This window comes from Pseudoclavibacter sp. 13-3 (genome assembly GCF_021168475.1).
GTDB lineage: Bacteria > Actinomycetota > Actinomycetes > Actinomycetales > Microbacteriaceae > Pseudoclavibacter_A.
The window spans coordinates 766,831-791,478 of the sequence record NZ_JAJOZT010000001.1; the positions used below are offsets into that span (position 1 = coordinate 766,831).

Annotated in this window: 18 protein-coding genes; 2 read left to right on the top strand and 16 right to left on the bottom strand. The window is 66.7% G+C overall.

The window, feature by feature from the left end:
* Position 1: 1 nt before the first annotated feature.
* The 5 genes from tsaB to glmS all read right to left on the bottom strand — a co-directional run bounded on the left by tsaB (position 2) and on the right by glmS (position 4,861).
* Positions 2 to 613 carry a tRNA (adenosine(37)-N6)-threonylcarbamoyltransferase complex dimerization subunit type 1 TsaB gene (gene tsaB, locus LRX77_RS03395; protein ID WP_231831436.1) on the bottom strand — a complete coding sequence of 204 codons (612 nt, stop codon included), beginning with the start codon at positions 611 to 613 and terminating at the stop codon, positions 2 to 4.
* A complete protein-coding gene (gene tsaE / locus LRX77_RS03400) occupies positions 610 to 1,161 on the bottom strand; it encodes a tRNA (adenosine(37)-N6)-threonylcarbamoyltransferase complex ATPase subunit type 1 TsaE (RefSeq protein WP_231831513.1) in 552 nt (183 codons plus the stop codon). The genes tsaB and tsaE overlap by 4 nt, the downstream gene beginning before the upstream one ends.
* A gap of 40 nt (positions 1,162 to 1,201) precedes the next feature.
* Complete coding sequence (gene alr, locus LRX77_RS03405) at positions 1,202 to 2,368, bottom strand: alanine racemase (RefSeq protein ID WP_231831438.1); 1,167 nt, start codon at positions 2,366 to 2,368, stop codon at positions 1,202 to 1,204.
* A 112-nt stretch (positions 2,369 to 2,480) separates the two neighbouring features.
* Positions 2,481 to 2,921: a holo-ACP synthase gene (locus LRX77_RS03410; RefSeq protein WP_231831439.1), complete on the bottom strand. Its 441-nt coding sequence runs from the start codon at positions 2,919 to 2,921 to the stop codon at positions 2,481 to 2,483.
* Between the two features lie 89 nt (positions 2,922 to 3,010).
* A complete protein-coding gene (gene glmS, locus LRX77_RS03415) occupies positions 3,011 to 4,861 on the bottom strand; it encodes a glutamine--fructose-6-phosphate transaminase (isomerizing) (protein WP_231831440.1) in 1,851 nt (616 codons plus the stop codon).
* 163 nt (positions 4,862 to 5,024) lie between these two features.
* Between glmS and coaA the strand changes: the two genes are divergently transcribed.
* Positions 5,025 to 6,017: a type I pantothenate kinase gene (gene coaA, locus LRX77_RS03420; RefSeq protein ID WP_158030845.1), complete on the top strand. Its 993-nt coding sequence runs from the start codon at positions 5,025 to 5,027 to the stop codon at positions 6,015 to 6,017.
* An 87-nt stretch (positions 6,018 to 6,104) separates the two neighbouring features.
* On the opposite strand, the gene glpK is transcribed toward coaA, so the two are convergent.
* The 8 genes from glpK to LRX77_RS03460 form a co-directional block, all read right to left on the bottom strand.
* Positions 6,105 to 7,631: a glycerol kinase GlpK gene (gene glpK, locus LRX77_RS03425; RefSeq protein ID WP_158030844.1), complete on the bottom strand. Its 1,527-nt coding sequence runs from the start codon at positions 7,629 to 7,631 to the stop codon at positions 6,105 to 6,107.
* A gap of 64 nt (positions 7,632 to 7,695) precedes the next feature.
* The gene (locus tag LRX77_RS03430) at positions 7,696 to 10,257 is read right to left on the bottom strand and encodes a helix-turn-helix transcriptional regulator (protein WP_231831441.1); all 2,562 of its coding nucleotides are present in this window, start codon (positions 10,255 to 10,257) and stop codon (positions 7,696 to 7,698) included.
* 116 nt (positions 10,258 to 10,373) lie between these two features.
* A complete protein-coding gene (locus LRX77_RS03435) occupies positions 10,374 to 12,146 on the bottom strand; it encodes a glycerol-3-phosphate dehydrogenase/oxidase (protein WP_231831443.1) in 1,773 nt (590 codons plus the stop codon).
* Positions 12,147 to 12,347: 201 nt separating this feature from the next.
* On the bottom strand, positions 12,348 to 13,457 hold the full coding sequence (locus tag LRX77_RS03440) for an ABC transporter ATP-binding protein (protein WP_158030842.1): 1,110 nt from the start codon (positions 13,455 to 13,457) through the stop codon (positions 12,348 to 12,350).
* A gap of 33 nt (positions 13,458 to 13,490) precedes the next feature.
* On the bottom strand, positions 13,491 to 14,789 hold the full coding sequence (locus LRX77_RS03445) for an ABC transporter substrate-binding protein (RefSeq protein WP_231831444.1): 1,299 nt from the start codon (positions 14,787 to 14,789) through the stop codon (positions 13,491 to 13,493).
* A gap of 83 nt (positions 14,790 to 14,872) precedes the next feature.
* Positions 14,873 to 15,793 carry a carbohydrate ABC transporter permease gene (locus LRX77_RS03450; protein WP_231831445.1) on the bottom strand — a complete coding sequence of 307 codons (921 nt, stop codon included), beginning with the start codon at positions 15,791 to 15,793 and terminating at the stop codon, positions 14,873 to 14,875.
* Complete coding sequence (locus LRX77_RS03455) at positions 15,790 to 16,713, bottom strand: carbohydrate ABC transporter permease (protein ID WP_231831446.1); 924 nt, start codon at positions 16,711 to 16,713, stop codon at positions 15,790 to 15,792. Before LRX77_RS03455 ends, LRX77_RS03450 begins: the two co-directional genes overlap by 4 nt.
* Positions 16,703 to 19,060 (bottom strand): FAD-dependent oxidoreductase, encoded by a 2,358-nt coding sequence (locus tag LRX77_RS03460; RefSeq protein WP_231831447.1) that lies wholly within the window; start codon positions 19,058 to 19,060, stop codon positions 16,703 to 16,705. Before LRX77_RS03460 ends, LRX77_RS03455 begins: the two co-directional genes overlap by 11 nt.
* Before the next feature lie 180 nt (positions 19,061 to 19,240).
* Between LRX77_RS03460 and LRX77_RS03465 the strand changes: the two genes are divergently transcribed.
* Entirely contained in the window at positions 19,241 to 20,272 is a 1,032-nt protein-coding gene (locus LRX77_RS03465; protein ID WP_231831448.1) for a LacI family DNA-binding transcriptional regulator, read from the top strand.
* A gap of 25 nt (positions 20,273 to 20,297) precedes the next feature.
* On the opposite strand, the gene LRX77_RS03470 is transcribed toward LRX77_RS03465, so the two are convergent.
* The 3 genes from LRX77_RS03470 to LRX77_RS03480 all read right to left on the bottom strand — a co-directional run bounded on the left by LRX77_RS03470 (position 20,298) and on the right by LRX77_RS03480 (position 24,458).
* Positions 20,298 to 22,316 carry an O-antigen ligase family protein gene (locus tag LRX77_RS03470; protein WP_231831449.1) on the bottom strand — a complete coding sequence of 673 codons (2,019 nt, stop codon included), beginning with the start codon at positions 22,314 to 22,316 and terminating at the stop codon, positions 20,298 to 20,300.
* A gap of 43 nt (positions 22,317 to 22,359) precedes the next feature.
* Positions 22,360 to 23,052, bottom strand: a complete 693-nt coding sequence (locus LRX77_RS03475; RefSeq protein ID WP_231831451.1) for a hypothetical protein — start codon at positions 23,050 to 23,052, stop codon at positions 22,360 to 22,362.
* 116 nt (positions 23,053 to 23,168) lie between these two features.
* Positions 23,169 to 24,458, bottom strand: coding sequence for a serine hydrolase (locus LRX77_RS03480; RefSeq protein ID WP_231831452.1), 1,290 nt, complete (start codon positions 24,456 to 24,458; stop codon positions 23,169 to 23,171).
* Positions 24,459 to 24,648: the final 190 nt, after the last annotated feature.

The following is a 24,648-nucleotide window of genomic DNA, read 5'->3' on the forward strand; positions in this document are numbered from 1 at the left end:
GTCAGAGCACCTGCTTCGGTTTCGCGCGGCCCACGTCGGGCTGGCGCACATAGATGGGGTCGGTGCCGCGCTGGTCGAGCCCCGCCTCGTGGCGCAGCCACGCGATGCGCCCGAGGCCGGCGGCCGACACGTTCGGCGACATGACGACCTGCTCGCAGGTCTCGGGCCAGGTGTTCGGCTCGGTGCGGGCGGCACGGGTCTCGTGCGGTATGCCGTGCTCGTCGAGGCAGTCGTACTCGGTCACGAAGACCTCGTGACGACGCGCGTCGGTGGCCACCGAGATCGGGCACGGCTCGGCCGGGGCGAGTGCGTCGACGGCGACGGCGTCGTGGCTGGGCACACCGACGACCGGGCAGCGGGCTCCGGCGGCGAATCCGACGCCGGCGGCGATGCCGACGCGCAGGCCGGTGAACGGGCCTGGTCCGACTCCCACGACGACGAGGTCGATCTCGCTTGGGGCGACGTCGGCCTCGGCGAGCGCCTCGGCGACGAGCGCGCCCATCGCTTCGGCGTGTCCGCGGGTGTTCTGGTCATCGCGCACGGCGATCGGGGTGCCGTCGCGCAGCAGCGCGATGCTGGTGCCGGCAGAGGTGTCGAGGGCGAGGATGATCATACGACCTTCGATTCTAGCCGTGCGGCGAGGTCGCGCGCACGCCGCGGCCCGTGCGCGGTGATGATCACGGTGCGGGTCTGCGGGGCGTCGAAGAGGTCGGCAGCGTCGGCCGACGCCTCGGGGGATGCCGCCTCGCCCGCGTCAGCGGATGCGGCGGGCGTGTGGTTCGGGGCGTTCTCTTCGGGAATCAGGTCGATCGACACCCAGCTGTCGGCGAGCAGCGCGACCCAGTCGCGCCCCCACTCGATGACGGTGGCCGAGCCCTCGAGGTCGAGATCGAGATCGTCGAGTTCGATGCCGCTGGTCAGGCGATAGGCGTCGACGTGCACGAGTGGCGCACCGCCGACCTGTGACGGATGTGTGCGCGCGAGCACGAACGTCGGGCTCGTCACCGGGCCGCGCACGCCAAGGCCTTCGCCGAGCGAGCGGGTCAGGGTGGTCTTGCCGGCGCCGAGCGGGCCGTTCAGCACGAGCAGATCGCCGCGCCGCATGATCGAGCCGATGCGGCGGCCGAGGTCTGCGATGTGCTGTTCGTCGACGCCGTGCATCGTCGAGATGGCCGGTGCGCCGGGCGACAGCGCCTCGGTGTCACTCACCGCTGGCCTGTTCCTGATGTCGGTCACCGATGTGCTCCTCGACGCGCGGCTGATCCAAACGCTGCTGATCCACATAGACCCGCTGCGGACGATCACCGATACGCGTCACGATCTCGTAGTTGATCGTTCCGGCGGAATCGGCCCAGAGCGTCGCCGAGGGCTCGCCGCGCTGGGGGTCGCCGAGAATGACCGCCTCGTCGCCGATGTGCACGTCGTCATCGCCCACGTCGATCACGAACTGATCCATGGCGATGCGGCCGGCCACGGGATAGACCCTGCCGCCGACGAGCACGCCGCCGCCCTGTGACGCCTGACGTGGCAGGCCGTCGGCATACCCGAAGGGCACGAGGGCGAAGGTGGTCTCGCGCGGTGCCCGATAGAGGTATCCGTATGATGCCGGGGTGCCTGCGGGCACGCGCTTGATCTGCGCCACCCGCGTCGAGACCCGCATGACCGGCGTCAGCCCGAGCTCGGCGCTCGTGCGGTCGTCAGGCGAGAGCCCGTACCCGCCGATGCCGATGCGCACCATGTCGTAGCGGGCCTCGGGCCGGTCGAGTGCGACGCCGGTCGCGGCGATGTGCCGCAGACGCGGGTGGATGCCATAGTCGGCCGCCGTCTGCAGGGCATCGTCGAAGACCTGCAGCTGATCGGTGTCGTCGTCGACGCTGGTGTTCGACAGATGCGACATCATGCCCTCGACGTCGATCTTACCGGCGGCCTGCAGCCGGGCCGCGGTCTCGAAGAAGTGCGGCCATTGCGCCCGTGTGGCTCCGTTGCGGCCCAGGCCCGTATCGATGGCGAGGTGCACGGTGTGCGCACCCGCGGCTGCCGCCGCCTCGATCTGGTCGGCGGTCGAGAGGCCGAGCGTGATGTTCTGGCGCGCGGCTTCGGCGAAGTCGGTGCCGGGCAGGTGCAGCCAGGCGATGATCGGTTTGCGGATGCCGGCCTGGCGCAGTCGCACCGCTTCGTCGAGTGAGACCACGCCCAGATAGGACACGTCGGTCTGGTCGGCGACCTTGGCGAGTTCGACGGCGCCGTGGCCGTAGGCGTTGGCCTTGAGCACGGCGAGCACCTTGGCGGGATGCACCCGCTGCAGAATGGTCTCGAGGTTATGCCGGTAGGCGGCGCGATCGACGCGCACCTCTTGCAGAGAAGTCATGATCTCCATTGTGGCACTGCAGTCGCGTTGTGCCGACAATTCACGGTTCCGCGGCTGTCGAATCAGCGCAGAAGTGCGTGGGTCAGGTGCTGAGAGGCGGCGAACCGACAGCTCAGCTCAGCGTCTCGGCCACCACGAAGGCCTGCGCGACCGGGGCGTCATGGGTGAGCGAGACATGCAGACGCAGCTGCTGCGACGAGACATAGTCGGCGATTCTCCCGGTCAGCTCGAACCGGGGCGCGCCATGTTCGTCGTTCACCACAGAGATATCGGCGAAGGCGAAGCCTGGAACGCCACCGCCCAGCGCCTTGATCAGCGCCTCTTTGGCGGCGAACCGGGCCGCCAGCTGCTCGGGGCGCGGGGCCCTCGTCGCCTGCGGCGGATGCTGCCCGGCCGCTGCGGCATCCGTCGTCTCGTGCCGGTCGTGGGGGTCGCCGTCGCTACCGCACAGCTCGACGGGCGAGAACAGGCGCTCGCGCAGGCGCGGGGTGCGATGCAGGTGCTCGGCGAACCGTTCGAGGTTGACCGTGTCGACGCCGATGCCGGCAATCATGATCTCAGCCGCCTGTCGGTCAGCTGCCGGCTTTCTGAGACCTGTGCTTCTGCACTCATGGCGCGGGCACCAGCCTTTTCGACCAGCCGCTATTCGACCGTGACCGACTTCGCGAGGTTTCGCGGCTGATCGACGTCGAGGCCCTTGGCCTCGGCGAGCTCCATCGCGAACACCTGCAGCGGCACGACGGCGACGAAGGGCTGCATCAGCGCGGGCACCAGGGGCAGCGCGATGACCTCGTCGGCGAAGGGCAGCACCGCGGTGTCGCCTTTCTCGGCGATCGCCAGCACACGAGCGCCACGAGCGCGGATCTCCTGGATGTTCGAGATCACCTTGGCGTGCAGCACCGGTGACTCACGCGGGCTCGGCACCACGACGAACACGGGCAGGCCGGGCTCGATCAGAGCGATGGGCCCGTGCTTGAGCTCACCTGCGGCGAACCCCTCGGCGTGAATGTAGGCGAGTTCTTTGAGCTTGAGCGCACCCTCGAGCGCAACCGGGTAGTCCACATGACGGCCCAGGAACAGCACCGATCGGGTGTCGGCCATCCAATGGGCCAGGTTCGGGATCACCTTGCTGGCTTCGACGGCCTCGGCGATCGCCGGCTGCAGCTGCGCGAGCTGCTCGGTGACCTCGGCGACCTCGGAGCCGGTCAGCGTGCCGCGCACGGCGGCCAGGTGCAGCCCGAAGACGTAGAGCGCCGCGATCTGAGCCACAAACGCCTTGGTCGATGCGACGGCGACCTCAGGGCCGGCATAGGTGTAGATGACACCGTCAGACTCGCGAGGAATCGTCGCCCCCTGCGTGTTGCAGATCGAGAGCGTCTTGGCGCCCTGCTCGCTGGCCCAGCGAATGGCCATCAGGGTGTCCATGGTCTCACCCGACTGCGAGATCGAGATCACCAGCACGCGGTCGTCGAGAATCGGGTCGCGGTAGCGGAACTCGTGCGAGAGTTCGACGCTGACGGGCACGCGAGTCCACTGTTGCAGCGCATAGGCCGCAGTCTGGCCTGCGTATGACGCCGTGCCGCACGCCACGACGATGATGCGGTCGATGTGCTTCAGCAGGTCGCCGTCGATCGCGCCCAGCTGGTCGACGACGACATGGCCGTCGGCGACGCGGCCGAGCAGCGTGTTGGCGACGGCCTCGGGCTGCTCCGAGATCTCTTTGGCCATGAAGCTCTTCCAGCCGCCCTTTTCAGCAGCCGTGGCGTCCCACTCGACCTCGAAGGGCTCGGGCTCGACCGGGTTGCCCTCGAAGTCGGTCACGTCGATCGAGTCGGCGGTGATGATCGCGATCTGATCCTGGCCGATCGCGTAGGCGTGCGTCGTGAACTCGACGAAGGCGGCGACGTCTGAAGCGAGGAAGTTCTCGCCCGTGCCACGGCCGATCACCAGCGGCGAGTTGCGGCGGGCGCCGATCACGGTGCCGGGCTGATCCTGGTGCACCGCGAGCAGGGTGAATGCGCCTTCGAGTCGGTGCACGGTGGCGAGAAACGCCTGGTACAGGTCGCCGGTGCGGCGGTACTCGCGGCCGAGCAGCACAGCTGCGACCTCGGTGTCTGTCTCTGAGATGAACTCGCAGCCCTCGTCGATGAGCTCCTGCTTGAGCTGCGAGAAGTTCTCGATGATGCCGTTGTGAATCACGGCGAGGCGGCCGTCGTCGCCCAGATGCGGGTGTGCGTTCACGTCGGTTGGGCCGCCATGCGTCGCCCACCGGGTGTGACCGATGCCGGTGCTGCCGGCCGCCAGCGGGGCATCCTCGATCGAATCGACCAGGTTCTGCAGCTTGCCGGCGCGCTTGCGCACACCGAGCGTGCCGTCTTCGGCGACGATTGCGACGCCTGCTGAGTCGTAGCCGCGATACTCCAGCCGGCGCAGGCCGTTGAGCAGCACGTCAAGGGTGTTTCCGGGGCCGACATAACCGATGATTCCGCACATGGAGCAAATCTTACGGCATGCCTGAACGGCCGCTGGGCACGTCTGGCATCAGCCCGTCGTGCTGCGGTGTCGGTGCGGATGCAATCGCGTCTCATCTCGGAGGTTGCGGTCTGAAGGCTGTGCAATGTGCGGAAGTGCGCGGCGGTGAGGCATGATGGAGGTCATGCCCGCCAATGACGCCAGCACGGCCGCGGCCGTCGAAGAGCGTGTCTCACCTGCCGCTGCGCCTGAAGAACGGCCCTCGCCGTTCTGGCAGATTCCGCGTCACTCGTGGTCAGAGCTCGCGCCGAAGGTGCCGAACCCTCTGACGGTGAGCGAGGTTCAAGCCCTGCGCGGGCTGGGCGATCCGCTCGATCTGCGCGAGGTCGCCGAGGTCTACCTGCCGGTGAGCCTGCTGCTGAAGAACTTCGTGGTGAACCGGCAGGGGCTCAACCACCGGCTGCAGAATTTTCTGCGCACCCGCGGCGGCGGCACGCCCTTTGTCATCGGTGTCGCCGGGTCGGTCGCCGTCGGCAAGTCGACGGTGGCCCGGCTGCTGCGCGAGCTGCTGTCGCGCTGGAGCGAGATCGACAGCGTCGACCTGGTGACCACCGACGGGTTTCTGATGCCCAACGCCGAGCTGGAGCGCCGTGGTCTGCTCTCGCGCAAGGGTTTTCCCGAATCGTACGACCGCCGTGCGCTGCTGCGCTTTCTCAGCCAGGTGAAGAGTGGTGCGCCCGAGGTGCGCGCGCCGCAGTACTCGCATGTGAAGTACGACATCGTGCCCGGCGAGGAGGTCGTCGTGCGTCGCCCGCAGGTGCTCGTGTTCGAGGGGCTGAACGTGCTGCAGACGCCGGCCGACAGCGCGCAGGCCGCCGTGAGCGACTACCTCGACTTCGGCATCTACGTCGACGCGCGCACCAACGACATCGAGCGCTGGTACATCGACCGGTTTCTCAAGCTGCAGGCGAACGCCTTCGACAGCCCCGACGCCTACTTCAAGAAGTACGCGGAGCTCAGCCACGACGAGGCGACCGAGGTCGCCGACCGCATCTGGCGCACGGTGAACCTGCCGAACCTCAGGCAGAACATCGCGCGCACGAGGTCTCGCGCCGACCTGATTCTCGAGAAGGCCGCTGACCACACGGTGAATCGGGTGCTGCTGCGCAAACTGTAGTCGAGGCACGCTGCGACGAGCAGCCCAGAGCCGTCATCGCATGATGACGCAGCCCGAGGCGCATTCGCAGCTCAGTGCACCGGACGTTCAAGCGAGACCGTAGCTGCGTGGCAGGGCGTCAGCCCACTGCGCACGCATGCGAGCGCGAATCGCCTCGTCAGGCTGTGGCTCGAATCGACGCCCGAGCTCGGTGAGATCGCGCAGCTCGTCGAGATCGTGCCACACTCCCACGGCCAGACCGGCGGCATAGGCCGCACCGAGCGCCGTCGTCTCGAAGGTCGTCAGCCGCTGCACGGGCACGCCGAGCAGATCGGCCTGCATCTGCATGAGCAGGTCGTTCGTGCTGGCTCCCCCGTCGACGCGCAGCTCGCTGATCTCGCGCCCCGACGCTTCGACCACGTCGGCGCTCTGGTGCGCAATCGCCTCGAGAGCCGCACGAGCGATGTGCGCCTTCGTGACATAGCGCGTCAGCCCGACGATCACGCCGCGCGCGTCGGGTCGCCAGAAGGGGGCGAACAGCCCGCTGAACGCCGGCACGATCACCACCCCGCCGTTGTCGTCGACCTCGTTCGCGAGCGCCTCGATCTCGGCCGCGTCATCGAAGAAGCCGAGGTTGTCGCGCAGCCACTGCACCAGTGAGCCGGTCACCGCGATCGATCCCTCCAGCGCATAGCTGGGCGCCTGCCCGTCGAGCTGGTAGGCGATGGTGGTGAGCAGTCCGGCCGCCGAGTCGATCACCGGTTCGTCGCCGGTGTTGACCAGCAGAAAGCTGCCGGTGCCGTAGGTGTTCTTGGCGTCGCCCGGTCGGGTCGCCGTCTGGCCGAAGGCCGCCGCCTGCTGGTCGCCGAGGATGCCGGTGATCGGCACTCCGTCGAGTGCGGCGGGCAGCCCTGCCGCGGCGGCGTCGACGCGGCCGAAGGCATACGACGAGGGATGCACCTCGGGCAGCATGCGTCGGGGCACGTCGAAGCCGGCGAGCGCCTCGTCGCTCCAGCCGAGGTCGAGGGCGTCGAAGAGCAGCGTGCGCGAGGCGTTCGTCACGTCGGTGGCGTGCACGGTGTGCTCGCCGTGCGCACCGCCGGTGAGGTTCCAGAGCACCCAGGCGTCCATGGTGCCGAAGAGTGCGCCGCCGCTCTCAGCGGCTTCGCGCAGCCCCGTGACATGGTGAAAGAGCCACAGCAGTTTGGTCGCCGAGAAATACGGATGCACCGGCAGCCCGGTGATCTCGCGCAGCCCGTCGACGCCGATGCGCTCGATGATGCGGTCGACCAGCGGCTGCGAACGGGTATCCTGCCAGACGATCGCATCGTGCAGGGGCTCACCGGTCCCGGGGCTCCAGACCAGCGTCGTCTCACGCTGATTCGTGATGCCGATCGCCGCCGGGGCACGGCTGCTCATCGCTTCGACGACCTGGGCGATCACCGTACAGGTGTTGTGCCAGATCTGCATGGCATCCTGCTGCACCCAGCCGGGCTCGGGAAAGACCTGATCGTGCTCGCGCTGAGCTGCGGCCAGAGCGTGCCCGGCCGTGTCGAAGGCGATCGCGCGGGTGCTCGTCGTGCCCTGGTCGATCGCCAGCAGATACCGGTCGTCAGCGCTGTCGAGTCTGATCATTTCCCAGCCCTTTCGACGGGTTCGGCGGTCTTCGTCACGGTCGTCGCGAGTCTTCGACGCTGCATCACAGGGCCGTTCCTGACCCGGGATCGGCCGAGTCCGAGACGAACAGACCGAGTTCGTAGGCGCGATTGAGCGCATCGTCTCGATTCTTCACACCGAGCTTGCGGTAGAGCGATGTGCGCTGTGTCTTCACCGTATTGACCGTGACGTGCAGGTCAGCAGCCATCGACGAAGTCGTGCCCCCTTGTTTGAGCAGTCTCAGCACCTCGATCTCGCGCGGCGTCAGATCGACCTGCTCTCGCGGAGTCGCGCCGATCGGCCTTCCCCAGAGCTCTATCAGGGCGTGCTCGGTCTCATCGAGCGCAGCAGGATGTCGAAGTCTCCAGTCATCGAGCATTTCACAGCCGATGGTCGCCGGCAGCATGCGATGCGGCAGGCTCAGCCCATCGCGCAGCGCCGCCTCGCTGGCCGCATCGTAGTATCGCAGCGCGACCTCCTGCTGCCCCTTCTGCCAGAGCGCGGCGGCTGCGAAGAGAGAGCCCGTCACTCGCCCACGCAGGGCGACGGTGGTGTCGGTCGCCAGTGTGATGCCATCGGCAGCAGCGGCATCGTACCGAGAGGTCTGCAGCGCGATGATGACGCGAGCGAGGCGCACCGGTGCGAGCTTCGGATCGACACCGACGAGATGCTGCTCGGCCTGCGGCATCAGCCCGCCGGTCGCACACGCCCCGGCCCAGAGACCATGAAGCTGCTGCTGGGCGGCCGGTGACGACGGCGCCCCTGCGGCGTGCATCTCGACCTGCTGAAAGATGAAGGCGTTTGCGGCGCCGATGCCTCGGGTCACCATCAGCCCCCACCCGATCAGCGGAACCGCATCGGACCAGTACTCCGACCGAGGCAGATGCGGGTAGACGGCGTCCAGGTGTTCGTCCATCAGTCTCTGGTCGCCGCGTTCAAGAGCGATCGTGGCGGCAGCCAGTCGAAGGTGGAGGCCATTGTACGAGCTCTGCCACCCATATGGCCGCTGCTGGGCGAACCCCTTGCTGACGAGCTCCTCTGACTCGTAGAGGTGCCCCTCGAACGCCTGCTGACAGGCCATGAGGCCGAGTGCACTGCCACGAGACAGCGTCGGCCGGCTGGCATCCGACTTCTGCAGAGCGTGCATAACCTGGACACGGGCCTGCGCGCTCTCGCCCAGTCGCAGATGCCCGAGGGCCGCCTGCAGGCGCTGGTACTCCTCGACATCGGGCGCAATCAGGCCGGGCTGCGCATCGAACTCGTCCAGCTGATTCTCAAGTCGCAGCAGGGTCTTGCCCAGGTCGTCCCACTCGCCGGTGATGCGCTGGACGACCGAGATCATGCTCAGCAGCGTCGTTCGGCGCCGTCCTCGAGCGTTCGGAACCTGCTGCATCGCGACCCGAGCTGCCTCGGTGAGTTCGACTGCTCCCTGTCGGGCCTTGGTCGCCGACACCATGCGCATGAGCCCCCGCATGTAGAGCACCAGCGGTTCAGAGCGCATCGTGTCGAGATCGATTTCATTGAACGACTCGGCGATCTCGGCGTCGATGGCCATCAGCGTGGCATGCAGATGATCTGAGATGAGGGCGTTGAGCCGCGCCATGTCACGTCCGCGAGCGGCATGCAGGATCGCTGTGCGCCAGTCTTCTCTGCGCTCGGCCCAAGTCGCGACCAGACGGTGGATGCAACGGCGGCGCGCTGCCGAGATCTCGGCCTGGCGCGTGGCCGCGACGTCGACGATCATGCGGTGATAGCGAAAGAGCCCCTGTGGAGAGCCGTCCCACGGCAGCCAGGTGCCCAGGCCCTGCCGGTGCAGGGTGTCGATGATGCGCTCGGCCTCGGTCGGTGAGACCTCTGCCATCTGGGCGGCCTGGTCTATCGAGAAGGTCTCTGCGAAACTCGTCAGCGTGATGAACTCCGCCGCACCGGGCATCTGCGCGTCACCGAGGACTCGTGATTCGATGAAGGCGACGGTGGTCGAGGTGATGAGCGCGTCCCACTCTGGTGCCCGAGTGTGCTCCAGCTCGGCGAGAACCAGTCTGACCGGCATCGGCCAGCCACCGGTCTGTTCGCGCAGATGCGAGGCAAGCGGCACGGCCTGAGGCCCGACCTCTCGCATCAGCAGCTGACGGCATTCGTCCACGGTCAGTGAGAACTCATCAGCGCGAATGATCGCGGCACCTGCTGCGTGCAGATCGGCGTCCATGCCCAGGGGAATCGTGTGCGCCGTGATGACGAGCGACAGCGCAGGGCAGCGGCTGCTCAGCATCAGAAAGTCGTTCGCGATCTGAGGATCGATCAGGTCTTCGCCTCGGTCGACCATGAGCACGACCCGGGTGTTCTTCGCAGACAGAACCCGTGCGATCTGCACCGGCAGCGGGTCTCGGGAGTCTGTCGCCAGGCCGATCGGTCGCTGTGCATCGAGGCCCGGCATGAGACCGGCGCGCGTGAGGCGCTCGGCGACCAGTCTCCAGAACTGCTCACGCGTGCGGCTGCCGTCGTCGACGGCGATCCACAGACGCATCGTGCCGTCGTCTGGCTGGCTGTGCGCCCAGTCGGCGAGCGCCGTGGTCTTGCCGCAGCCAGACGGCCCGAGCAGAACCACTCCGCCTCTCTGCTCGATGCCCCGACCGATCAGAGCGCTGAGTCTGGGCCGTGGCAGAACTCCGGCGGGAACGCGTGGGGCACAGAGAACGATGTCGACGGTTCGGTCACCGGCCGTCATCGGCCTGCACTCCGCCCGTCGGCATGGTCGCCGGCGACGCTCTCTTCGACGGCCTCTGGCGCGGTCTCGTCTGACGCGGGCGCGACGTCGTCACCACTTGCGTGCACGACCGGCTCTTGGTCGTCGCCGATGCCGGTGTGCGCAGTCTCTGCCAGGTAACCGTCGACCTCGGCCAGGCGCTGCCTCTCTCCCCAGCCGAGCTGCGCGGCCATCAGATGCGAGACCTGGTCGACCGCGGCGGCCCCCCGATCGGGGTACTCGATGCTGATGCGGGTGCGCCGTTCCATCACATCGTCGAGGTGCAGCGCCCCCTCGTTCGTCACCGCGTAGACGACTTCGGCCTGCAGGTATCCGGGGGCCCCGTCGATCTCGTCTGAGAGCTCGGGCTCGACGCCGATGAGCTCGAGCACGTCGTAGAGCAGGGTGCCGTATCTGTTGATCAGACGGTTGACCCGCCACATCGGCCAGCCGTGAATGCGTGAGATCTCGGCTCGCTTGGCGGTGATCGCGTCGAGCCCACGGGCGCCGAGCAGTGGCGTCTGCTTCGTGCGCGAGGGCTTCTTGCGGGCCTTGCTCGGCCCGAGGGCGAAGTTCACGGCGTCTTCGGCCATCACACGATAGGTGGTCAGCTTGCCTCCGGCGATCACGGTGAGTCCCGGTGCCGGTGAGGCAACGGTGTGCTCGCGCGAGACCTTGGTCGAGGCAGTGCCTGCCTTGGTGCCGGGCTGCAGCAACGGGCGCAGACCCGCATACGTGCCCACGACATCCTCTCGAGAGATCGGGTCGGCGAGCAGCTCGTTGACGTGATCGATCAGATAGGCGATGTCTTCTTCGGTGGCGACCGGCTTCGCGTAGTCGCCGGTGTATGGCGTATCGGTCGTGCCGATGATCCAGCGGCCTTTCCACGGGATCACGAAGAGCACACTCTTCTCGGTCTGCGAGATGATGCCGGCGTGGCCGGGGATGCGCTCGCGCGGCACGACGATGTGCACGCCCTTCGACGCGAGCACTTTGAGCCCGCCGCTGGTGCCGCTGAGCGCCTCGGTCTGTTCCGTCCAGACGCCGGTGGCGTTGATCACGTTCTTCGCGCGCACGGTGAAGGTCTTGCCGCTCTCGCGATCGAGCACCTCGGCCCCGCGCACGCGATCGAACTCGTCGGTGATGAGAGCGGTGACCTTGGCCCGGTTGACCGCACGGGCGCCGAAGTGCGCAGCGGTGCGCACCAGTGTCGAGACGAGGCGGGCGTCGTCGATGCGAGCGTCGTAATAGCGGATGCCGCCGGCCAGTCGATTCTCATCGAGCCCGGGGAACAGCTCGTGCAGCCCCCGCTTCGTGAGGTGTCGGTGCCCGGGCACGGCTGGCATGCCGCCCAGCCAGGCCATGCTGTCGTAGAGCGTGATGCCGCTGCCGACGTAGGCCCGCTCGGTGACAGCCCGGTGCAGCGGGTAGATGAACGGCACCGGCACGGCAAGATGCGGGGCGATGACGCGCAGCAGCAGATTGCGCTCGAGAATCGCCTCGTGCACCAGCACGAAGTCGAGCATCTCGAGATACCGAAGCCCCCCGTGCAGCAGCTTGCTCGACCAGCTCGACGTGCCTGAGGCCCAGTCGTCTGCCTCGACGATGCCGACCTTCAGCCCGCGCGTCGCGGCGTCCAGCGCGATGCCGGCGCCGGTGACGCCTCCACCGATCACGAGCACATCCAGCGTCGAGTCGCTGACGGTCTCGATTGCCTGCTGCCTGGTCTGCGCGTTCAGAATGCTGCTCACCGTGCTCCCCTCGTCGTACGCTCGCACCTGCGACGGTACTGGCGCTGCCGAGTGAAGTGTGCGGCCGCGCTCCACCAGTCTAGGCCGCAGCCTTGAGACTGGTGGAGACGACGGCGACGACAGCCTCGACGAGCCCGCTGTCGTCTGACTGCGCTGGCACCTGCGGCGCCATGACGAAAAGGCCCGGTCAGCGGCGACGCGTCACGACGGCAGCCGAACGGGTGCGGTCACCGTCGAGTAGAGCCGGTTGCCGGTCGCCCGATCGAAGAGATGCACCCGATTGGGTTTGGGCACGACCCTCACGACGTCGCCGGGCGCCGGGTGGTCACGCCCGTCGACTCTCGCGACGACCGTCGTCTTGGGCTGGTCGGTGGGATGCCCGAAGAGGTACCCGTCGGCTCCCAGCTCCTCGACCATGTCGACCTTCAGCTTGAGCCCCTCCCCCGGCCTGTCGCTGAGGTACAGGTCTTCGGGGCGCACGCCGAAAGTGACCGTCGGCCCGGCCCCGATGAGAATCTCGGCAGGCACGTCGATGTGTCGCGTGCCGAGGCGCACTCCCGAGTCGTCGACGACGCCTTCGAGCAGATTCATCGATGGAGAGCCGAGAAAGCCGGCCACGAACTCGTTCGCCGGTGTCTCGTAGAGTTCTCGCGGGGTGCCGACCTGCTGCAGATCACCGTCTTTCAGCACCGCGATGCGGTCGCCCATGGTCAGCGCCTCAGTCTGATCGTGGGTCACATAGACGGTCGTGACGTTCAGGCGCCGCTGCAGCTGGGCGATCTGCGTTCTCGTCTGCACTCGCAGCTTGGCATCGAGATTCGACAGCGGCTCATCCATCAAGAAGACCTTCGGCTCGCGCACGACGGCGCGCCCCATGGCGACTCGCTGACGCTGCCCGCCCGAGAGCGCTTTCGGGCGGCGGTCGAGATAGGGCTCGAGGTCGAGAAGCCGGGCGGCCTCGCGCACTCTGCGCTCCCGCTCTGCCTTCGGCACTTTCGCCATCTTCAGTGCGAATCCCATGTTCTCGGCCACCGTCATGTGCGGGTAGAGCGCGTAGTTCTGAAAGACCATCGCGATGTCACGGTCACGAGGAGAGAGCGTGGTGATGTCTTTTCCATCGATGAGAATCCTGCCCTCTGACACCTCTTCCAGCCCGGCCAGCATGCGCAGCGTCGTCGACTTGCCACAGCCTGACGGGCCGACGAGCACGAGGAATTCGCCGTCGTCGATCTCGAGGTCGAGGTGGTTGAGGGCAGGATGGTCCTGCCCCGGATAGACGCGAGTGGTGGATGTGAAGGTGACTGTCGCCATGAGCTCTCTCCTCGTCGTTCGTGTGCGCCAGGGTCAGCCCTGGAGCAGTCCCTGCAGATCGTCTTTTGCCGTCGCCATCGCGGCAGATGCGCTCTTGGCGCCGGACAGAGCCGCTTCCACCTCTTCGTTGAGCCGGGTCTGTGCAGCGCTGGCGCTGGGGAACGCCCACAACGGGTTCCGCCTGGCGTGCGGCAGAACCTCTTGATTCCACTGCTGGTAGAAGGGGTTCTGCGCGATCCAGGGCTGCTGCGTCGCGCTTTCGAGGGCCGGTGGCTGACCCGACACCTCGAACGCGGTCTGCAGCGCGCCATCGTCCGTCGACAGAAAGCCGGCCAGCTCGCTGCTGGCTTTGCCCGTGTCGAAGAGCACGACCGGCTGACTCCACGAGAGCGAGTCGCCGCCCGGTCGCACGACGGGCACCATCTTGTCGACGATGTTCGGGTCGGGAGACTGCTTCGGAATCACGCCGATCGCCTGGGGAGCGTCGTCGTAGATCGCGGCCTTCCCCTGCGCGAACAGCGTTCTCGTCTCTTCTCGGAGCGTGCCCGCCTGGATGAGCCCTTCGTCCAGGAGCTGTTTCCAGAAGTCGAGGGCCTTCACCGACCCGTCGTCGCCGAGCGTGACCTGGTCGCCTTCCACCACCGAGGATCCGAACGCCCACATCCACGGAATGATGTCTTTGACCTGCTTGACATTCGTGCACGGGGCGTAGGGCACAATCGAGGAGTCCGCGCGTTTGATGGCCCGAAGCGCACTGAGAAATCCTTCGGGCGTCGTCAGTCCCTGCGGGTCGACACCGGCCTCTTTCAGCACCTCGCTGTTGCCGACCAGACCGATGGCGGAATAGGCCCACGGCATTCCATAGCGGGTTCCCTTGTAGACCCCGCTGTCGTTGACTGCTGACGAGTACTTCGAGGCGTCGAAGATGTCATCGACCGACTGCAGCACACCTGCCGTCGCGAGAGTGGAGAGCCATTCCTCGTCGATGTGGGCGACGCCGCTGATGTCGCGGTTGCGGGCCTTGAGCACGATCTGATCCATGTACTGCTGATACGGATACGTGTTGGTCGAGACCGTGACCGACTTCGACTGCCCGAACGAGTCGAGCAGCTGCTTGATCTGCGGCCCCTGTTTGTCATCGCCCAGGATCCACGAGGTGAACTGTGTCTCGGTGTCCGAGCCCGTGGCCGACGATCCGGCTGTACTGCAGCCGGTGAGAGTCATCATGCCGGCGGTGGCGGCGCCGAATCCGATCAGGCCCAGCAGTGCGCGTCGGCTGACGGGCATCTGCAGCGGCGACGCAGACTTCTGGTCGAGGCGTGTGGTATTCATCGTGAACTCCTTTGTCCAGTCGAGGTTGTGGCGGTCGGGTGTTGAGAGTCTGGTCGTTCGGCAGTCGCGCTCGACGCGCCGAATCACTTGATCGAGCCAGCGAGCGCTCCGCTGACGAACTGCTTCTGAAAGACCAGGAAGATGGCGATCACCGGCAGCGAGCTGATCAGCGAGGCAGCCATCATCTGCCCGTACTGGCTCTGGAACTCTCCGAGGTAGGTCAGAGTCAGGCCCGCAGGAAGGGTCTGCTTCGTGGTGTCGACCAGCGTGAGCGCGTAGACCAAGTCGTTCCAGGCTCGGATGAACGCGAACATGCACACGGCGATCATCGAGGTCTTGACCACCGGGAAGATCACCGAGTTCATGATGCGCCACTCGCTCGCACCGTCGATTCGCCCGGCTTCGATGAGTTCGTCGGGCACGGCGTCGAAGGCATTCTTCATCATCAGCACCGACAGCGGCAGTGTGAACGTGGTGTACGAGATGATCAGGGCCGGGTAGGTGTTCAGCAGCCCGAACTTCGCCATGGTCGTGTACAGCGTGAGCAGCAGCAGCACTTCGGGAACCATCTGCGCGAGCAGCAGCGTGTACATCGCAGTGGAGCGCCCGCGGTAGCGGAACTTCGAGAACGAGTATCCGGCCAGGAACCCCACCGCGAGACTCACCACCGAGGTGGTCAGCGACACGAAGAGTCCGTTGCCGATGAATCTCACCAGATTGGGGTCGGTGAGCACAGCGGTGAAGTTTTCGAGCGTCCACGTGCGGTCAGCGCCCAGCGGGTCGCGGAAGATGCTCTCTTCTGAGGTGAATGCCGTGATGATCATCCAGATCACCGGAATGAACGCGAACACCGCGAGCGCTGCGACGGTCGCATAGCCGACCCATGGTCTGCGGCGCAGCCTGCGGGGGCGCCGTTCAGCCTCTCTGCTCTCGGCTTCGCGCACGTATCTGCCCGATCGGCTCTGTTCGGCGTCGATGGCATTCGCCAGGGTCGTGTCGCTCATCGTGCTGCCCTCTCCTGTCGCACTGAGTAGATTCCGTATATCGCCGCGAGCACGCCCATGATCAGAGTCCACACGATGCCGATGGCGCCGGCCTGCCCGAGGTCGTAGTTGTTGAACGCGGCCTTGTAGAGGCCGATCGACAGTGTCGTCGTCGATCCGACTGGCCCGCCACCGGTCATCACCCAGGGAATCTCGAAGTGCTGGAGCCCCCAGATGGTCTCGAGCAGCAGCGTCAGGGCCATGGCCGGCTTGATCTGAGGCAGCACCACGTACCACTGCTTGCGCCACCCTCTCGCCCCGTCGACCGCGGCGGCATCGTGCACTTCGCTCGGCACGCCCTGCATGGCGGCCATGAGCAGCACAGCCATCCACGGAAACGAATGCCAGATTTTCGCGATGATCACGCCTGCCATCGCCAGCGTGGGAGAGTTCAACCAGTTCGTGTCACCCGGCCCGCCGAGGCTTGCGATCACCCCGTTGAGCAGCCCGTAGTTCGTGTTGAAGATCCACGACCAGAGAAACGACACGACGACGCCCGGCAGCACCCAGGGAATCAGAAACGACGTGCGCCAGACGCCTTTGCCCGCTATCCGGCTGTTCAGCGCCAGGGCCAGGGCCAGGGCCAGCACGAAGGCACCGATCGACGAGACGACCACGAAGACGCCGGTGTGCCAGACCATGCCCCAGAAGCTCGGGCTGCCCATCAGGTTCGCGATGTTGTCGAACCCGACGAACGTCGACGCGTCGGTGAGCAGGCTGCCCTTGTAGAAGCCGTAGACCAGCGACCGCACCATCGGGTAGCCGATCACCGCGATGAAGAGCACCAGCGCCGGCGCGATGAGAATGACCGCGAACCGACGCGTCGACCCGCTGCGTCTGGTTCTCGCCGGCACCCGGCCCAATTCAGTCTCAGCCGTCATGGTCTGTCCCCTCTCGCACCACGCCCGCCGGCGTGCACTTCGCATGCGCATAGCAGCGCACCTCGAAGAGACCGGCCGAGGGGTCGCCGTTCGTCGCATCGATCTCGATGCGCAGACGAGTGATCTGCACGGCGTCGAAGTCGTGCACGACGCGAGTCTGATAGTTGCCCTGCCGAACCGCCAGCGTCTGCCACCCATCGGCGGTCAGCCCCTGTACGCGGTAGTCGCGCGCGCTCTGTGGGTCTCGATACCCCGGAGGGCAGGCGTGGTATTCGCGCAGCAGGTGCCCGGGAAAAGTCAGCTGCACTTGCGCGACGGTCTGCGGCTCAGCCCAGTCGAGCTGCACCCACTGCGGGCTGTCGTCTGGCATCGAGCGCCACTGGTTCGTCGCGCGATGCGGCCTGGTCACGCCGTTGACCACGTGGGTGATCGGATAGGCCTGCTGGGCCGGCGAGACGCGGTGGCTGAGCGTCGCACCGCCGCCGAAGCGGCGATGACGGCCCGCAGCGACCTCGTATGCGGCGACCTGCCCCGGCAGCACCGCTTTCGACACGTGCCATTCGACGTTCGGCACGGCATCGAGATCGAGGCGCAGGTAGGTCGTCTGCGCGAGCTCTTCGGCGCTGGCCTGCACCGGCCATGGCACCCAGATGCGCTCGCCGGGGGCGACATGCAGCGTCGTCTCGCGCACAGGCGCAGAGGGTTCGGCGGCATACGTCCAGATGTCGGGCACATCGTAGAGATGCGCACGCACCTCGGCCTCGTGGTCGCCGCGGTTGGTGAGGCAGACGGCGATCTCGTCGACGCCCTGCCCCTCACCGAGAGCGATCCACTGGGCCAGACGTCTGTCGAGCCTGCCGTCTTCGGGAAAGATCGGGTAGTCGCGCCAGTAGTCGAGACCACCGAGAACCGACTCGTCGTCGGGGTCGACACCGGTGCACGCGTGTGTCGAGCTCGCACTGAGACGGGCACGCGCTGCCAGTTCGTCCGGGTCTGCTGTCGCGACATGCGGCAGAAAGCAGCCGTCTCTCACCAGCGACTGCTGAATCTCGATGATGTCTCGCTGCACGTTCTGCCACAGATCGCCGCCCGTGCTGACGCTCTGTGCAGCCGCAGTGCCCACCGCCTGCCCCATGACCGAGGTGGTGCCCTGCACGCGCAGCGCACCGAGGGCGACGTGTGTGGCGCTGATGTTGCGGCCGGCGTACATCAGGTTGCCGATGTCTCGGCTGACCAGTGCCCCGAGCGGAATGCCGAAGGGGCCGACATAGCGAGACTCCTGATATGAGCTGGAGTGATCGACGTGGCGTGCGCTGGTCAGCGGCTCGGCCTCGTCTTGATAGAGCCCGCCGATCGAGTGCAGATCGATGTACCAGCCGCCGTAGGCGACCTCGTCGTCATATGCGGGCGAGGCGAGCAGATCGTGCTCGGTCAGCAGGCGCTGCCCCATCAGTCTTCTGCTCTCGCGCTTGCCCGGCACCTGGCCGATCCAGTCGAGTGCGATGTTGCGCGCCTTCGGCGACCACTCGTCGTCGTGGTTCTTGTACCAGTCCCAGATGCCGAGCACCTGACGGGTGAGCTCGTGTCTGATCTCTTCGTTGTCGTCGATGGTGTTCCACGGCGGCCCGATCTCGATCCACCAATACCCGCTGGCCAGCGTCTTGGCGATGCGCCCGCCGCTGCGAAAGAACGAGGAGTCTTCGTACTTCGCCGCCCACGGCGGCGGGGTGAAGTCGACGGGATGCCCGACGTCGACCGTCTTGAAGTGCAGCGAGCTGCCCATCGTGTCGCTGCTCGCCTCATCGGGGGCGCTGGGCTCGTCGAACTCGGAGCGCGCCTCAATGCCGTGCCGCGACTCGGCGCCGGCGAGCGCGCCCAGGGTGCCGTCGCCGGTGCAGTCGATGAAGACCTCGGCGCGGATGCGATGGCTGAGTTCGGCGTTGACCGTGCGCGCCGTGATCGAGGCGATGCGCCCCTCGACGACCTCGGCCTCTTCGAGCGGTGTGTTGAGGTGCACGGTGAGCCCCGGCGTCTGCATCGCGAAGTCGTAGAGGGTGAGATCCCACACACTGTTCGTCCAGCCGTTCTCGGTGATCTTCACATGATTGCGCACGCGCTCTTCGATGAGCGTCTCGGCGATGATGCCGGTCTCACGCGCATAGGCGTGAAACGCGGCAGCCCCGTGCGGGGTGACGCGAACCTCAGACGACGAAGTGCCGCCCAACACGGGTCGATCGTGGACCAGGGCCACCTGTGCGCCGTGGCGCGCCGCGCTGATCGCTGCGCTGACGCCGGCGAGGCCTCCGCCGCAGACCACCACGTCATAGTGCTCTTCAACCGTCTTCACTGTGCATCCCTCATTTCGCGTCATTGCCGAGATTGATGCGCCGTATGGTTCTGCAGCCGACCACATCGTCGCTTGAAACGTTTTAATACCGTACGACAGAAACGCATAGACTGGGCAAATGATATTCGTCTGAATGTTTCAACGACGAGGCTTCAGACGCACCGTCACACAGGAGTTCTCATGCCGAAGCAACGCGCACCTCGCCCGACCCTCGCCCAGGTCGCCCGCGCCGCAGGGGTGTCGGTCGGGTTGGCCTCGATGTGTCTCACCGGAGCCCCCGGGCCGGCCGAGCGCACGCGTGAGCACGTGCGTGAGGTCGCTCGACGGCTCGGCTACCGCCCGAACAAGGCTGCCAGCGTGCTGGCCCGACATGAGGTGCGTCGCATCGGAGTCGTGTTCTCGCTGCGGCAGGCGTTTCACGCACAGGTGATCGAGGCCCTCTATCAGGCCACCGCATCTCGGGGCTACGAGCTGCTGCTGAGCGCAGTCACAGATGACCGCGCCCCGCAGGAGGCGGCCGAACACCTGATCGACAGCCGCTGTCAGGCGATCATCCTGGTCAGCACGCACCCAGACGACATCGACGTCAGCGCTGCCATCGACACCGTGCCGATCGTGATTGTCGGCAGCAACAGGTCAAGTGCTGCGATCAGCAGCGTCAGCGTCGACGGTTGGGCGGGAGTGCGCCAGGCGATGCTGTATCTGCAGTCGGCCGGTCACACCCGCATCGCCTTCGCCGACGCCCCTGAGGCGTCGGGCACCGTTGATCGACGCCTGGGGTACGAAAGCGCCATGCAGGCCGCTGGCACGAACGCGCATTCGACGATCGTTCACGGCGGCGAGACGTTTCAGTCTGGCATCCAGGCGGCCAAGCGGCTCCAGCTGCTGGCTCAGCTGCCGACTGCGGTGGTTGCGCACAACGACGAATGCGCCGCAGGCATCATCTTCGGCCTCAAGATTCGAGGCCTGCAGGTGCCCGAGCACGTGTCAGTCGTGGGCTTCGACGACAGCGGCTTCGCCTGGCAGTCGGGTCTGCGCATGACCACTCTGCACCAAGACGTCGCGCAGATCGCCGCACTGGCGGTCGACGAGGCCACCCGCCGCATCGAGTCTGCCGCAGGCGGGGTGCGTCCCGCAGAGATTCTGGTCTCGCCGAGTCTGCGCATTCGCGACAGCAGCGCCCCATGCTCAGCGAAGAGACTCACGGCCTGACCGACCGATGTCTGCAGACCGCAGGTCAGTGCGTCTGGGCGGCGATGAGCTCCCCGACACGACTGCGCTGCTCTTGCACCGAGGGGTTGCCCGGAATATCGCATGCGAGCTCGTCGAGCACTGCGTATGCCCCGCGCACGTCGCCCACATGCTCCAGCCCGATCGCAAGCGTGCGCTTGGCCCGCCCCATGTCTGGCACTTCGGCCAGCGCTCGACGCGACCAGTCGACGGTCAGCTGGGCGGCGACCGGATCACCCGCGGCTGCTTTCCCCGCATAGCGACGTGCCGCCTTGTACGGCAGGTCGACATCCCACGGTCGCATTGCCTCGGCCTTGGCGTACTCACGTTCGGCTCGGGCATAGTTCGTCTGCGAGATGGCCAGCTGTGCCGTGCGCAGCGGCTGTTCGGCGGCGGCGTTCACTCCCATCCACACGCTCCAGATCAGCAGCGCGGCGAGCACGATGACACGCGAGATGCCGCCGTCGAGTGCGGGTCGCAGCGGGCGCTCGGCCGCATGTTTCAAGCGCTGGCACCGTCTGCGAAGCCGTGGTGAGCGCACCCGGGAGAACGCCTGACTCAGCAGTGACATGCGCTCGATCGCACCGCGTGCGGGCATCGGCCGGCTCAGGGCCAGACCGACGAGCACACCGGCGAGCAGGGTGTTGTCGGCTGAGGTGAAGTGCGTCAGCAGTGCGGCGAGATAGCCGGCCAGGGCGACACCGGCCGACAGCTGCAGAGCGCGCTGCTCGGGGCCGATGTGCGCCCACCAGCGGTCAGAGGTCATCGTCACGGCAGAAGTGCCCTGATAGCTGCCGACCAGTTTCTTGCGGCGCCCCTGCGACCGCGTGCTGATCGGCTGTGACAGCAGCAGGGCACACAGCTGACGAACGCACAGCGCGATTGTCAGCAATGCCCACGCGAAGAGCGGCAGACCGCCGATGACGAGCACCTGCATCACCCAGTTGTGCGGCGAGTCGAGCGTGACGTCGCCGCCGACGCTCGCATACCAGTTCGCATTGAGATATTTCGGGGCAACCTCGATGAAGCCGTTTGCCCCCAGCCCCGTCCACGGATGATCCGCCACGATGCGCATCGTCGACTCGTAGATGTCAAATCGGTCTGAGACCGTCTTGAGCGCGAAGTTCGAGGTGCCGAGCAGCCGTGAACGCGTCATGGGCACGCACAGCGAGACGACGACGACGATCGCGACCGCGATTGTCGCGGGCAGCAACACCGGCCGCACGATGCGACGCCCACTGCGCACCCGGTCGGTGATGATCACGGCCAGACCGACGACGCCTGAGACCGCGACGGCGAGAAACGCCGCTCGCGAGGCAGACAGCACGAAGCTGAGCACTGCACTCGCCAGGCCTGCGAGAATCAGGGCGATGCTCACTGCATGGGCGATGCGGCGCGGGGTCGCCTGCAGACGTGTGCCGATCTTCACCGCGGCAACGAACTGCCTGACGCCGGCGAGAGCCGATGGCACGAGCATGACGGCGACGACGACCATGATCACGCCGAGGTTGGTGGCGTTGGCGAGCAACGACCCGGGGCGCGCCGAGTCGGTGGGAATCAGCGTCAACGGGGTGCGCTGCGAGACAGCCACCACTGCAGTGGCGATCGCACCGCAGGCCAGGGCCACGACGAACGACCGCCTGTGCCCCTGCGTCGCACCAGGCCCCAACATGCGTGCACCAGCCCAGATCGCCGCGGCGTAGACCGGCACGGCGACCAGCCCCTCATAGCGCGGGTCACGACCGAGCAGCTGTGCTCCGAAGTCTGCCGACACACCCACGTCGAGCAGCAGGATGCCGAGCCCGGCAAGCACAACCGGGGTGAAGAACGCTGGCAGGCGCCCCGATGCCGGTGCGAGTGCCGCGAAGAAGACCGCCACGCACATGGCCGTCAGCTTGGGAAAGATCCAGCGGTCATCTGCATAGGGAAGAAAGACGAACTGTGAGACGACGAGCAGCCAGATCGCTGCGTGTGCAGACAGATTCGCGCGCTCATCCCATGTCTTTCGGATGAGCGCGCGAATCATGGATGTCACCCGCGTTTGAGGCGCAGGCAGCGTCTCAACAGTCTCAGTGCTGAGCTGCACCGCGACGACGAGCCGCGATCACACCGGCCGCACCAGCGGCGACCAGCAGCAGGGCGCCGAAGACGAGGGCGGCATCCTGAGCACCTGTGTGAGCGAGGGTGCCGCTCTGAGCTGAGCTGCCGGCGTCGGTTGCCGCTGCATCGTCAGCCGTGGGGGCCACGACCGTGAGCTTGGCCGGATCGAGGTCGGCGATCACGATGTGGTGCTCGCCCAGCTCGGTGTCGGCGGGAATCGTCACCTGCGCGTTGAGCACGCCCTGGTCGTTCGCCGCGACGCCCTTCGCCAGCACGACGGGAGTCGAGTGCAGCTCGATGTCGACCTGCTCGCCAGCCGCCAGCGTGCCAGCCTTGGTCGAGACGGTGATGGTCTGGCCGGGCACGACGGTGGCGTCTGACAGAGTGATGTCGTCCAGCGTCAGCGCGCCGTCTTTGTCGTTGTCGTCGGCGCTCGAGTTGTCGTCGGCGCTCGAGTTGCCGTTGTTGCCTGACGCGTTGCCGTTGTCGCCTGACGCATTGCCGTCGTTCGACGTTGCGTGCTGGCCTGCAGACGCGCCATCGTCAGGCGACACGTTGTCTGCATGCGCAATCGAGCTGACGCCGATCAGAGCTGAGAACGAAAGCGCGAATGCGGCGATGAGGCCGAGCGCTTTGCGTGATGCCACTGGAGTTGCTGACATTATGGGCATTCCCCCCTAGAACTTGAACATGATTGATTCGAATCATCCAAGGGTCGAAATGTACCGCTCTCCCCCCAGAGAGACAGTCGAAACTGTCACAGAGCAAATCCTAGCAATCATCTGTGCGAATCGGAAACCAGAGCGCGCCGGCGACGAACCGCAAGCACCATGCCCGCAACCACGCAGAGCACTCCCGCACCCAGCCCGGCGCTGGCCAGCCCCACGGCAAGTGAGCGGGGCATCCCCATGACGGTCTCAGCGGGCAGGCGAGCGTCACCGGCGGTGCCTTGGGGCACCTGATCGGCCAGCCCTGACGCCGAGCCCACGTGCGAAGCCGACTCGCTCGCGCCCGCCTCAGAGCCCGCAGCAGGCCGAGGTGCCGCGACAAGAACGTCGTGCACCGCGCGCGCGACGTCCTGCACGTCACGGTCGGCAGCCGACGCCGTGCCTGCCCCACCCGCGACACCCGGGCCGAACGAGGTCATCACGGCGAGCGCCACCTCTCGGCCTGGGGTGAGCAGGTAGCCCGTGTCGTGGCTGACGTCGACGTTCTCGCCCGTCTTGTTGGCCAGCTCGGTCCGCGGCACAACCGCGCCGAACTTGGTGTTCACGGTCTGCTGGCGCATCCAGTCGATGATCTGATCGCTCGCCGCGCGCGACAGCATCTCACCAGCATGAATGCGCTCGAGCAGCCGCATGTCGCCTGTTGCGGTGATGAGGTTCTCATGTCTCGCATCATGCGAGAGCACCATCTTGCGCCCGAAGTGCATGTCGGCGTCGGCGATGCCGAGCGCGCGCAGCCCGACCCCGACCGCGTCGAGCCCGCCGACGAAGTCGATCAGCACATTGGTGGCTGTGTTGTCGCTGACGGTGATCATCAGGCGCAGCAGCTCGCCCAACGGCAGCTGCCTGACGGATGTCGCCGCGGCCCCGCCCTGCAGCGTTCCCGTGCCGCCGACGATATCTGAAGGCCGAACGGTGACGGGGGTCTGCAGATCCCACCGCCCGTCGTCGACAGCGCGCATGATCACTGCAGCGAGGCCGATCTTGATCGTGCTGGCAGCTTTGAACTCTTCGTCTGCGGCACCGACCGCCACAGACTCGCCACCGAGCACCCCCGACAAGTCACCGAGCGCGATGCCCATCTTCACGCCATGCTGCGCGGCACTGTCGACGATGCCCTGCAGCCGACTCTGCAGTTCGATCTGCAGCTGCGGGCTCTGCAGCTGCAGCGCGTCGACCGCCGCAGCCGCACTGAGGGCATCGACTTCAACGGCTTGGGCGGCTGGAGCATCCCCGGCCGCGATCTGGATCACCCCCGCAGCGGCAAGGCAGAGCGTCAGCATCGCGGCGGTGCCGCGCATCAGCGCATGCGAGGGCACGTGCAGCCGCCGCTTCAGGTTCATCGCAGTCTCACCCCCCCATCACTGCACCATCCGCGATCGAAAGGCGCCGAGGGTATTCTAGGGCGTCTGCTGAGGCCGAACCGCAGCTCGGGCGCCGGCAAAGCCCCAGCTTGACTTTGCAGAGTCTGCAAGTTTACAGTTAGTGCACTGACACGCGCGACGCTGCCGTGATGGCACGCGCCGTCGTGTC

Coding starts and splice junctions, on each gene's coding strand:
- tsaB (WP_231831436.1), bottom strand. CDS start 613: ATGATCATCCTCGCCCTCGACACCTCTGCCGGCACCAGCATCGCGCTG.
- tsaE (WP_231831513.1), bottom strand. CDS start 1,161: ATGCACGGCGTCGACGAACAGCACATCGCAGACCTCGGCCGCCGCATC.
- alr (WP_231831438.1), bottom strand. CDS start 2,368: ATGACTTCTCTGCAAGAGGTGCGCGTCGATCGCGCCGCCTACCGGCAT.
- LRX77_RS03410 (WP_231831439.1), bottom strand. CDS start 2,921: ATGATTGCCGGCATCGGCGTCGACACGGTCAACCTCGAACGGTTCGCC.
- glmS (WP_231831440.1), bottom strand. CDS start 4,861: ATGTGCGGAATCATCGGTTATGTCGGCCCCGGAAACACCCTTGACGTG.
- coaA (WP_158030845.1), top strand. CDS start 5,025: ATGCCCGCCAATGACGCCAGCACGGCCGCGGCCGTCGAAGAGCGTGTC.
- glpK (WP_158030844.1), bottom strand. CDS start 7,631: ATGATCAGACTCGACAGCGCTGACGACCGGTATCTGCTGGCGATCGAC.
- LRX77_RS03440 (WP_158030842.1), bottom strand. CDS start 13,457: ATGGCGACAGTCACCTTCACATCCACCACTCGCGTCTATCCGGGGCAG.
- LRX77_RS03445 (WP_231831444.1), bottom strand. CDS start 14,789: ATGAATACCACACGCCTCGACCAGAAGTCTGCGTCGCCGCTGCAGATG.
- LRX77_RS03450 (WP_231831445.1), bottom strand. CDS start 15,793: ATGAGCGACACGACCCTGGCGAATGCCATCGACGCCGAACAGAGCCGA.
- LRX77_RS03455 (WP_231831446.1), bottom strand. CDS start 16,713: ATGACGGCTGAGACTGAATTGGGCCGGGTGCCGGCGAGAACCAGACGC.
- LRX77_RS03465 (WP_231831448.1), top strand. CDS start 19,241: ATGCCGAAGCAACGCGCACCTCGCCCGACCCTCGCCCAGGTCGCCCGC.
- LRX77_RS03470 (WP_231831449.1), bottom strand. CDS start 22,316: ATGATTCGCGCGCTCATCCGAAAGACATGGGATGAGCGCGCGAATCTG.
- LRX77_RS03475 (WP_231831451.1), bottom strand. CDS start 23,052: ATGTCAGCAACTCCAGTGGCATCACGCAAAGCGCTCGGCCTCATCGCC.
- LRX77_RS03480 (WP_231831452.1), bottom strand. CDS start 24,458: ATGAACCTGAAGCGGCGGCTGCACGTGCCCTCGCATGCGCTGATGCGC.